Raw genomic sequence first — 10,656 nt, forward strand, 5'->3', positions numbered from 1 at the left:
TATCTAACGAATATCCTGTTCCACCTCACGCCTCACGCCTCACGCCTCACGCCTCACGCCTCACGCCTCACGCCTCACGCCTCACGCCTCACGCCTCACGCCTCACGCCTCACGCCTCACGCCTCACACTAACGTGCGGTTTTCCGGCGTTTTATGTCAGAATGCACTCCTCAGGAGGAATGCCCATGACTCAGATGCGCTGGGAACAGTTACTTTCCCCACGACGTCTTCACGATCAACGCTCAACAAGTACCCGTGAAATCGGTCGTAGCCCGTTTCATAAAGATCACGACCGTATTGTTTTCTCAGGTTCATTTAGACGCCTAGGGCGCAAGACCCAGGTGCATCCGCTAACCGAAAACGATCATATTCATACGCGCCTAACTCACTCGCTGGAGGTTGGCTGTGTAGGCCGCTCCTTGGGCATGATTGTGGGGGAGTTGCTGCGCGATCGCCTGCCTGAATGGATTACGCCTGCTGACCTTGGCGTCATTGTCCAAACAGCGTGCCTGGGACATGACATCGGGAATCCCCCTTTTGGCCATGCGGGAGAGTATGCAATCCGTGATTGGTTTCAGCGCGCTCAAAGCAGTGGCCTGTTAGAAGGCCTTTCAAACGCTGAGCGCGAAGATCTGTTGACCTATGAAGGCAACGCCCAGGGTTTTCGGGTGATTACCCAGATCGAATATAACCAGTTTAATGGCGGTATGCGGCTTTCTGCGGCCACCTTGGGTGCATTGCTTAAATACCCTTGGACGGTTCGTTATGGTGGTCGAGCGGGCAAGTTTGGCGCCTATCAGTCAGAGCAGGTGCTGCTCAAAGAGGTGGCTGAAGCGGTAGGGTTGTTGCCCCAAGGCGAGCAGCGCTGGTGTCGCCATCCACTGGCGTGGCTGGTCGAGGCGGCAGATGATATCTGCTATGCCCTGTTGGATCTGGAAGATGGTTTGGAGATGGGCATCTTGCGCTATGAAGAGGTTGTCGAAATACTGCGCCAAATTGCCGGAGAGTTTCCGCCCGAGTATGCCGAAATGCAAGATCGTAATGTGTCACAGCGGCGCCGCATTGCACTGCTGCGAGGAGCTGCGATGGAGCGCGCGGTCAATGATGTTGGCACGGTGTTTGTGCAGCACGAGCAGGCCCTGCTGAGCGGCACACTCAGTGAGGATCTGTTGGAGCTGTGCCACCCTGACCTGGGATGGGGTGTTCAAGCGGCGAAGCAGTTGGCTCGAGAGCGCATTTTCCAGAATGAGCGTAAGGCGAAGCTCGAGATTGGCGCCTATACGACACTGGGTATCCTGTTGGAAGCCTTTATTGGCGCTGCACACGAGCTTCACCACACAGGGCACTCATCGTTTAAACACCAGCGTGTACTGGCCCTGATAGGTGAAAACACGCCCCTGCCATCTTGGTCACTCTACGATAGCTATCGGCGAATGCTGGACTTTATCGGTGGGATGACAGACCACTACGCGGTGGATCTAGCCCAGGAGATGGGCGGCCGACTGCGCGGTGATTGAGTACTGTTTAATTAAACCGAAGGTTGGCTCAGGTGCTTCAACTCCATCAACTGAGCGCGCTCAAGAAGCACATTAATGACCTTGTCATGGATGGCATCGTTGAGTGGGCCTGGGGTCAGCTCGGTCAGCTGCTTAGCAAGCGTGTCCCCGCTGACCACTAAAATATCAGGAGCGGCTTCGCTGTTATCTATTTTCCAACCCGGCAGCACCAATACGCCCCGTACCGGGACGGGCACGCCACAGCGCCGCTCTAACCAGTGAGTCAGCCAGTTAACCCCTTGGCGAGTTTTATGCAGTGGCCGACGTTCTTGCCCATGGGGAAAGCGCAACCGCTCGCGTTCCACCGCGACTGTATTGAGCTCATTGCCATCGGTGCCGATAGCGAGTGTTCTTGCCCGTGTCTCAACCACAAATACGCCATGGGGCGTTACTACGACGTGATCGATCGTGAAGCTATCGGTAGGCACATCGTGGAATACATAGTAAGGGTGTGCATCAGGGCGGACTAAGCGCTCCAGCTCTTGGCCAACGGCGAGCTCACAGGCTAAGCCTAACTTTAGCCGTCGGATACGCTGATAGTCGCGTACCAGCAATAATGAAAAAGTCAGTACCAGCAACGTACTAAGCAGCCCATACAGCGCCCACTCAACCCAGTCCTGCTTATCCACAAATAACATACGGCCCATTCCGTAAACTAGCGGAGCGAGGCTGATAATGGGCCCTAATGCACCATTTAAAAAAAGGCTGGAAAACGCTTGGTCAAGGCGGTGCCGTAGCGCTTGACCCGGCTCATGAAGGGGGGCGTTGAATGGAGAGTGAACGCGAGCATCGTGCAGGCTGCGCAGCGCGAGGACAATACTGGCCATTGCCGCCATGGGGAATAAAAAAATCAGGGGTAGCACGTATTCCAGCCAAGCCATTGCAGTGCCTTGCTCTATAGTGACTTACCCGATGGTAAGCCCCGATGGAAAGTTATAGTGGCGTAGAGGAGGCTAACCCCCAGCGAGTTTAACTTGGTAGCCAAGGGCGCTTAACTCCTGACGCAGGGTGTCGCGGTGGTCGCCTTGAATTTCAATAATACCCTCTTTAACTGCCCCACCCGTTCCACACCGCTTTTTAAGCGTTTTAGCTAACGTTTTAAGCTCTTCGCCAGGCAGAGGAATGCCACTGACGGTGGTCACGCCTTTACCTTTACGGCCACTCGTTTCGCGGCGAATGCGTACTACGCCATCAAGCGCCGCCAGCCGCTGCTGTTCGCTCAGATCATCGCAGTGGCAGTCATTGAGTGGCTCGCGGCAAGTGGGGCAGGTTTTGCCATGTTCGGTGGAATAAACCAGCCCACCGAGCTGGTCTCGTAAAGAGGCCATTTTTATCCTCCAATTGAGTGTTGGGGCACAGGGGTTTGCCAATACTCACGGGTGAGTCGCTCCACTACAGCGGGTAGCTGATACATATTACTAATCATGATAGCGTTTTCAGGCGTTGTCTCGGCATCCGGGAAACGGTTTAAGTGGATCACCGTCATTCCCGCCTGAAGCGCCGCGCGTACGCCTACTAAGGCATCGTCTATGGCAATGCAGTCATGCGCTGAATAGCCCATGATACTCGCTGCGTGTAGATGTAAACAGGGTTCGGGCTTCCAGCAATTAGCGGTATAGCCACTGAAAAAACGTTTACCGAAGTAGTGGCTGAGCCCTGTCGCTTCTAAAGCCGTATGAATTTTGCTTTCAGGCCCATTAGAAACCACTGCACTGGGATAAGCCGCCAGAGTATCCAGCGCTTCTTGGGCGCCGGGAATGGTGGTCAGCTCTTGGGCAAGCCGGGTGGCTAGATTGGCTCGCATAGAGACTTCCATGCGGTCAAGCTGGTCAGGGTCAACGTTACCGTAGCGTTGTTGCAGTTCAGCAACGATGCGTCGAAAGCGCGCTCCACGAAATTCGCCAAGATAATCAGTAGACGCGAAAGGCAGGCCTACTGAATTGAGCCCGGCAGCCATCTCTTCAGCCAGTAGCGGCTCGCTATCGACAAGAGTGCCATCACAGTCAAACAGCAAAAGTGGGAGCGGCATTGTGGTTCCTTGCAGCGGCTTATGCACTGCCAGTGTTAGTTGAAGCCATCCATACTGCTATTGAACGGGATTTTACGTCATTTGTGAACACTGTTTTGTTATTTTTTGCTTGCCTGAACGTGACTCTTGAGCCAGCTTAAATGGCTACACTCATTTTGCTGGCTACTGTTGTAGGCCATCTAGCGTCAGCAGACGCAGTAGTACAAGCGATGGAAATGCCTCAGCTGCGCTGAAGAGATAGTGGGGATGCACTATTCTTTCATAATCACAACATGGAGAATGCCTAATGCGATTAACCCCTTGGTTTCTACCCTTTGCACTTAGCGCTGCCTTATTAACGACCACTGGCTATGTGTTTGCTGATAATCATGCGTCTGAGGGTGAACAGCACGAACCTCTGGATGATGAAACGCTTGAAGAGGAGTACGGCATTAAAGCGGGATCAGTAAAGCGTGATGAAGGTGAAGGCGCTTCTTCTAGCGATTCCGAAGGCGCTGATGAGCAGGCACGCGTCCGTGAAGAAGAAGAGGAGGAAGAGAAAAACGAAGAAGTAGCCACTAGCGAGGGCGAGGCTGACGTCGAGTTAGAATCTGGTGAGAGTGAAGAGCGAAACCCAGAGGCGGGCACGGGCGGCACTGGTAGTCCCGACGATGCTATTCACAGTAGCGAAGAAGAGAATAGCGAAGATGACGAGGATGACACCGACGATAATGAATAACGTCAGTGCCTAAGCGTTACTGGGCGAGTCGGCGCGAGTTAGCGCTACTACGCTGATGGTAAGGCTTCATTGTGCGCTGGCTGGTCACCCACCAGGGAGCCTGCTTGCCGCTCATTGAGTTGAGCAGCGCTTTTTGCATGACGAGGCCAGCTTCCATGCTGGCCTCGAGTTTTTCGGTGACCATACGTTGATTTTCTTGCATCATTTTGGGGCTGAAAAACGGCTGTGTTTGCCATAAATGATTTCGCATAGTGATCGTCGACAAAGACGTCGACCATAGCTCAAAGGCCATGATACCGACTTTCCATATATCGAACATCGCTACCGGGGGAGTGGGCATTAGGGGAAGGGAAGTTGTGGGTTTCATCAGCGTTGTGGCCTCCTTGCTGGAACACGAGACATCGTGACCTCATCTCCAGTGTTAGCGCATCTATGCTGCATTGCAATATCTATTTAATTAGCCACAAAAAAAGACGACCGGTTGGTCGTCTTTTTCGAAAGTGAGCCAATTACAAGCTTATTTTACCTTGGGAGCCAGTTCGCCGCGCTCATAGCGCAGGAACATCTCTTCCAAGCTGATCGGCTTAATCTTACTGGCATTGCCGGCCGTACCAAAGGCTTCGTAGCGGGCGATACATAGATCGCGCATCGCGGTAACGGTCTCTTTCAAGAACTTACGTGGGTCGAATTCTGACGGGTTCTCAGCCAGGAAGCGACGCACGGCACCGGTAGACGCCAAGCGTAGGTCGGTGTCGATGTTGACCTTACGCACGCCGTGCTTAATGCCCTCAACGATCTCTTCGACTGGCACGCCGTACGTTTCGGGGATCTCACCGCCGTGCTGGTTAATCACTTCCAGCCACTCCTGGGGAACAGAAGAAGAGCCGTGCATGACCAGATGGGTGTCCGGAATTCGCGCGTGGATCTCTTTAATACGCTGGATAGAGAGCGTGTCACCGGTAGGCGGCTTAGTGAACTTGTAAGCGCCGTGGCTGGTGCCAATGGCAATCGCCAGTGCGTCCACATGGGTCGCTTTCACAAACTCTGCGGCTTCTTCTGGGTCGGTAAGCAGTTGCTCCATATCCAGCTTGCCTTCCGCGCCAATACCGTCTTCTTCACCGGCCATGCCGGTTTCCAGGCTGCCCAGGCAGCCCAACTCGCCTTCGACGGAAACGCCACAGGCGTGAGCCATTTCCACCGCGCGGCGGGTAACATTGACGTTATAGTCGTAGTCGGTGGGCGTTTTACCATCTTCACCCAGCGAGCCATCCATCATCACCGAGGAGAAGCCGAGCTGAATAGAACGCTGGCAGACCGCAGGGCTGGTGCCGTGATCCTGGTGCATGACCACAGGGATATGCGGAAACTCTTCGACGGCCGCCAAAATCAGATGGCGCAGGAAGGGCGCACCCGCGTACTTGCGTGCACCGGCAGATGCTTGCACGATGACCGGCGAATCGGTGGCATCAGCGGCTTCCATAATGGCGCGCATCTGCTCAAGGTTGTTGACGTTGAACGCCGGAATGCCGTAACCATATTCGGCGGCGTGGTCGAGCATCTGGCGCATGCTGATCAAAGCCATGAAGTTACCTTATCTATGTTGTAAAGACTGGGTTGTCAAAATTGGGTTTAAAGACTGAGCTACCAGTTTGAACGATGGTGAGTGTTTAGATTCAAGTCGTGTAATGTTAACCGCGTTTGGCGGCGGCTTCGAGTGCAGCAACGGCAGGCAACTGCTTGCCTTCGACATACTCAAGAAAGGCGCCGCCACCGGTTGAAATGTACGAAACGCGATCCGCAATAGCATATTTATCAATGGCCGCTAAGGTATCGCCGCCACCGGCAATAGAGAAACCTGCGCTATCAGCGATAGCCTGGGCGATTACCTGGGTACCTTTACCGAATTGATCGATTTCAAAGACGCCGACAGGCCCATTCCATAAAATAGTGCCTGCATCCTTAAGCATGCTGGCCAAATGTGCAGCGGTGTCTGGGCCAATATCCAGAATCATCTCGTTATCAGCCACCTGGTCGACCGGCTTGACAACGGCCTTGGCCGACTCAGAAAACTCGGTGGCAACGACAACATCGGTAGGAAGTGGAATCGAGACCTTCTCCATCAGTGCTTTGGCTTGGCCCACCAAATCAGCCTCATGGAGTGATTTACCGACATTGTACCCCGCGGCGGCAATAAAGGTGTTGGCGATGCCGCCGCCGACAATCAGTTGATCACATTTATCAGCCAGCGCGGTGAGGACATCCAGCTTGGTAGAGACCTTCGAGCCGCCGACGATGGCTGCCATGGGCCGAGCCGGGTGTGCCAGCGCTTTCTCAAGTGCATCGAGTTCCTGGGCAAGCAAAGGGCCAGCGCAGGCGCTAGGGGCAAAACGCGCCACGCCGTGGGTAGAGGCTTGGGCACGGTGGGCGGTGCCAAAAGCGTCCATCACAAAGATATCGCACAGCGCGGCGTACTGTTTCGCCAACTGCTCATCATCTTTTTTCTCGCCGCTGTTAAAGCGCACGTTCTCTAGCAGTACGACGTCGCCATTGGCGAGATCCAGCGTTTCGCCGGCCGTTTCACCGAGATAGGCTTTGATCAGCGGCACTGAGCGGCCTAACAGTTCACCCAAGTGCTCAGCCACCGGCGCGAGGGAAAACTCCTCAGCGGGTTCACCTTCGGTGGGGCGCCCTAAATGGCTCATCAACATCACCTTCGCCCCAGCCTTTGCGGCGGCTTGAATGGTCGGCAGTGCGGCGCGCAGGCGGGCATCGCTGGAGACGCGGCCATGTTTGATGGGCACATTCAAATCTTCACGAATCAGCACGCGTTGTCCTTCCAGGGGAAGGTCAGTCATCTTTTTTACATTCATGGAAGCGGTTTCCTCGTGTTTAGGCCGTGGAACTCAATATAAACAGTTAATGCAAATAGGTTACGTTTCTGTCGAAAGTCTGGCCAGTCGCTGGCTAATATCGAGCATACGGTTAGCGAACCCCCACTCATTGTCGAACCAGCACAGCAGTTTGATAAGGCGCTTGCCAGCCACTCGGGTTTGGGTAGCGTCCAGGATGCCTGAGCGAGGGTCGTGATTAAAATCAACCGACGCCATAGGCGCTTCAGTATAGCCAAGCACGCCCTTTAAGCGCTGCTGACTGGCGGCCAGCAGCAGGTTATTTACATCGTCGCGGTGAGTGTCGCGGCTGACGGTGAGTGCCACGTCCATGGCAGAGACATTGATAGTGGGAACACGTACGTGCAGGCACTCAAAGCGGTTCGCAAGATTGGGCATCAAGCGGCTAATACCCAGCGCCAAGCCGGTATCCACCGGCACAATGGAGTGCATTGCCGAGCGGGTCAGACGCAGGTCGGTCTGGTGGTAGGCATCGATCACCGGCTGGTCATTCATCGCCGAATGAATCGTCGTGGTGACACCGTGCTCAAGGCCGAGAGCTTCATCCAGAACGGTCAACAGCGGCACCAGGCAGTTGGTGGTGCACGAAGCGGCAGAGAGTATGCGCTGGGAAAGCGCCAGCTCGCCTTCATTAATGCCCCACACAATGGTGGCATCGACATCATTTTCCGCTGGCTGGGAAAACAGCAGCCGCTTAGCGCCTGCCGCTAAGTGCAGCTCAGCGGTGGCACGATCTTTAAAGCTCCCGGAGCACTCCAGCACCAGATCCACATCAAGCGCCTTCCAGGGTAACTTGTGTGGATCTTGTTCGCAGAGTACCTGGATGCGCTGGCCGTTGACGATAAGGTACTGACCGTCGTTATCGACGTCACCGGGAAAGCGGCCATGGGTGGTGTCGTAACGGGTTAGATAGGTGATGGTCGCGAGATCAGAGAGTTCATTAATGGCGACCACTTCAAGTTCGGGGTGTCGCCGCTCGACGAGCGCCCGCAACACGCATTGGCCAATGCGTCCGTAACCGTTAATGGCGATGCGATACCTGGGAGCAGAATTAGCCATGCAGAAGGGTGGCTCTTAAAAGTGAATCAACAATAATCGAAATAGGCTAGAACTCGTTGCGATGATAACGTATTTCAGCGGACGATTCTTACTAACTGCCGGTGCCTATCAGCTGCCCATGCTTATTAATCGCCAGGCGAGTGGCAACAGTACTGCGGTGAAAATACCGGTAAGGCTCATGCCCAGTGATGCAAAAGCCCCAGCGGTGGGGCTGATCTCAAATGCTCTTACCGTGCCAATGGCATGGCCGTTAAGCCCCAGGGCGAAACCGATCAAGCGCTCATCGTCAATATGCAGCCAACGCGCAGCGAGGCTGACACAGGGAATCGTGATCACCCCGGTGACCAGCAGCGCACCCAACAGCAGGGCTACCGTACCACCAAGCTGTTCCGTAATGCCGATAGCGATAGGCGCGGTTACCGATTTAGCGGCAATGGAAGCGAGTATGGTGTCCGAGCTGCCCAGTAACCAAGCAATTGCCAGTGAATAGCAAGCTGCCAGCGTTGCGGCGATGGGTAAACAAATCGCCAGCGGTCGCCATAATTCAACAATCCGCGGCAACTGTTGATAAAGCGGCATACCCAGCGCCACTGTGGCTGGCCCCAATAGCACCGTTAGCCATGTGGCCCCCTGCTGATAGGTAGCGTAAGGCAGCCCTATCAGCGCTAACGCTCCCGCCAGTAGCAGCGCCGCGATCAAAATAGCGGGAAGCCAAGAAGGGCGCTTTAAACGCTGGAACAGAGCACTACCAAGCAAATAAGCGGCGAGCGTTAACCCCACCGCAAATAGCGGGGTGGTGGTTAATAAAGTGAGCAGCGGTGTATCAGCGGACATGCGGCTGCCCGATTAGTCGCTTGAGCAGCCACAGCGTGGTTATCACGCTGAGTAACGTACCCAACACCAAGGCAATAAGAATGGCACTCCACTGCCCAGCCAGTTCGCCGATGATGAAAAACACTCCTACAACCCCGGGCATAATCAGCATAGCGAGGAGCGCAATAAGCGGCTGGGCGGCAGCGGCAATGCTGCTAGGGACACGGCCACGGACGGCGAGCGTAGCGCAGAGCAGCAACATGCCGATCACGCCTGACGAGATCGGCAAAGCGGTGAAGTGGATTACCACTTCACCGATAAGCCAGTAGCTAATCAGCCATAGAAAGCCACTGAGTGCTGGCATGGCTTAGCCGAGTAGTTCGTTGGCTTGCTTGACCACATTGTCGACGGTAAAGCCGAAGTGCTTGAACAGATCCCCCGCTGGTGCGGATTCACCGTAGGTGGTCATGCCGATCACGCGGCCGTCAAGACCCACATACTTGTACCAGTAGTCGGCATGGGCGGCTTCGATGGCGATACGCTTGGTCACCGCCTTGGGCAACACGCTCTCACGGTACTCGGCGTCCTGGCCGTTAAAGCGATAGGCCGAGGGCATGGAGACCACGCGTACCGCTTTGCCCTGCTGCTCGAGCTCGGCGGCGGCGTCCATCGCCAGGCCGACTTCAGAACCGGTGGCAATCAGAATCAACTCCGGCGTTCCTTCGCTGTCCTTAAGAACGTACGCACCGTTCTGAATGGCTGCCAACTGAGCTTTAGTGCGCTGCTGGTGGGGCAGGTTCTGGCGTGACAGCACCAGCGCCGTGGGGCCAGAGTGACGCTTGATGGCCGCATCCCAGGCGGCGGCGGTTTCCACCGCATCACAGGGGCGCCAGGTGTTTAGATTCGGCGTGGTACGCAGGCTGGTGAGCTGCTCAATGGGCTGGTGAGTCGGGCCATCTTCACCCAGGCCGATGGAGTCATGGGTAAACACGTAAATCACCTGCTGGCCCATCAGCGACGCCATGCGGATCGAGTTACGCATGTACTCCATAAAGATCAGGAAGGTCGCACCGTAAGGCACCAGGCCGCCGTGGAGAGCGATGCCGTTCATGACCGCCCCCATGCCGAACTCACGCACACCGTAGTGCAGGTAGTTGCCGCTGGCGTCTTCCGGGGTGATCGCTTTGGCGCCTTTCCAGAAGGTCAGGTTAGACGGCGCCAGGTCGGCACTGCCACCCAGCAGTTCCGGCATTTGTGGGCCAATCACATTGAGTGCTTCGAACGAGGCTTTGCGTGACGCAATGGTCTCGCCACGCTCTTGGGCCTGCTCGATCAAGGCTTCGGTGGGCAGTTCCGCGGGTAACTGGCGCTTCATCCGGCGGGTGAACTCCCGCGCTTCCGTGGGGAAGGCTTCCGCATAGCGGGCAAACCGCGCGTCCCACGCCTGCTGAGCCGCTTTGCCCGCTTCACGGGCATCCCAGGCGGAGTAGATCGGCTCGGGAATATGGAAGGGCGCATGGGGCCAGTCGAGCTGAGTGCGTGCCAGGGCCACTTCGTCGTCGCCTAAGGGGG

The 10,656-nt window shown here is 55.7% G+C and carries 12 protein-coding genes; 2 read left to right on the forward strand and 10 right to left on the reverse strand.

Features of this window, described 5'->3' with window-relative positions; genetic code table 11:
* The first annotated feature begins 185 nt into the window (after positions 1 to 185).
* A complete protein-coding gene (locus E0L35_RS24935) occupies positions 186 to 1,517 on the forward strand; it encodes a deoxyguanosinetriphosphate triphosphohydrolase (protein WP_138801697.1) in 1,332 nt (443 codons plus the stop codon).
* Positions 1,518 to 1,528: 11 nt separating this feature from the next.
* Here E0L35_RS24935 and E0L35_RS24940 read toward each other — a convergent pair whose 3' ends face one another.
* The 3 genes from E0L35_RS24940 to E0L35_RS24950 form a co-directional block, all read right to left on the reverse strand.
* On the reverse strand, positions 1,529 to 2,437 hold the full coding sequence (locus E0L35_RS24940; protein ID WP_138801698.1) for a nuclease-related domain-containing protein: 909 nt from the start codon (positions 2,435 to 2,437) through the stop codon (positions 1,529 to 1,531).
* Positions 2,438 to 2,509: 72 nt separating this feature from the next.
* Positions 2,510 to 2,884 carry a translation initiation factor Sui1 gene (locus E0L35_RS24945; RefSeq protein ID WP_027958965.1) on the reverse strand — a complete coding sequence of 125 codons (375 nt, stop codon included), beginning with the start codon at positions 2,882 to 2,884 and terminating at the stop codon, positions 2,510 to 2,512.
* Positions 2,885 to 2,886: 2 nt separating this feature from the next.
* A complete protein-coding gene (locus E0L35_RS24950; RefSeq protein ID WP_027958964.1) occupies positions 2,887 to 3,585 on the reverse strand; it encodes an HAD-IA family hydrolase in 699 nt (232 codons plus the stop codon).
* 286 nt (positions 3,586 to 3,871) lie between these two features.
* On the opposite strand from E0L35_RS24950, the gene E0L35_RS24955 reads away from it, so the two are divergent.
* The gene (locus E0L35_RS24955; protein ID WP_138801699.1) at positions 3,872 to 4,303 is read left to right on the forward strand and encodes a hypothetical protein; all 432 of its coding nucleotides are present in this window, start codon (positions 3,872 to 3,874) and stop codon (positions 4,301 to 4,303) included.
* 16 nt (positions 4,304 to 4,319) lie between these two features.
* On the opposite strand, the gene E0L35_RS24960 is transcribed toward E0L35_RS24955, so the two are convergent.
* The 7 genes from E0L35_RS24960 to E0L35_RS24990 form a co-directional block, all read right to left on the reverse strand.
* Entirely contained in the window at positions 4,320 to 4,670 is a 351-nt protein-coding gene (locus E0L35_RS24960; protein WP_223828045.1) for a hypothetical protein, read from the reverse strand.
* Positions 4,671 to 4,820: 150 nt separating this feature from the next.
* Complete coding sequence (gene fba, locus E0L35_RS24965) at positions 4,821 to 5,885, reverse strand: class II fructose-bisphosphate aldolase (RefSeq protein ID WP_009288694.1); 1,065 nt, start codon at positions 5,883 to 5,885, stop codon at positions 4,821 to 4,823.
* Positions 5,886 to 5,991: 106 nt separating this feature from the next.
* Complete coding sequence (locus E0L35_RS24970) at positions 5,992 to 7,173, reverse strand: phosphoglycerate kinase (protein ID WP_138801700.1); 1,182 nt, start codon at positions 7,171 to 7,173, stop codon at positions 5,992 to 5,994.
* Positions 7,174 to 7,233: 60 nt separating this feature from the next.
* Positions 7,234 to 8,271: a glyceraldehyde 3-phosphate dehydrogenase NAD-binding domain-containing protein gene (locus E0L35_RS24975; protein ID WP_041159555.1), complete on the reverse strand. Its 1,038-nt coding sequence runs from the start codon at positions 8,269 to 8,271 to the stop codon at positions 7,234 to 7,236.
* A 108-nt stretch (positions 8,272 to 8,379) separates the two neighbouring features.
* Positions 8,380 to 9,105 carry an LrgB family protein gene (locus E0L35_RS24980; protein ID WP_009288691.1) on the reverse strand — a complete coding sequence of 242 codons (726 nt, stop codon included), beginning with the start codon at positions 9,103 to 9,105 and terminating at the stop codon, positions 8,380 to 8,382.
* Complete coding sequence (locus E0L35_RS24985; RefSeq protein ID WP_027958960.1) at positions 9,095 to 9,448, reverse strand: CidA/LrgA family protein; 354 nt, start codon at positions 9,446 to 9,448, stop codon at positions 9,095 to 9,097. Before E0L35_RS24985 ends, E0L35_RS24980 begins: the two co-directional genes overlap by 11 nt.
* A 3-nt stretch (positions 9,449 to 9,451) precedes the next feature.
* The coding region (locus E0L35_RS24990; RefSeq protein WP_283241552.1) for a transketolase C-terminal domain-containing protein at positions 9,452 to 10,656 on the reverse strand (1,205 nt) is incomplete at its 5' end.

Origin of the sequence: Halomonas sp. ATBC28 (genome assembly GCF_005937175.1) — a bacterium.
Lineage (GTDB): Bacteria > Pseudomonadota > Gammaproteobacteria > Pseudomonadales > Halomonadaceae > Vreelandella > Vreelandella titanicae.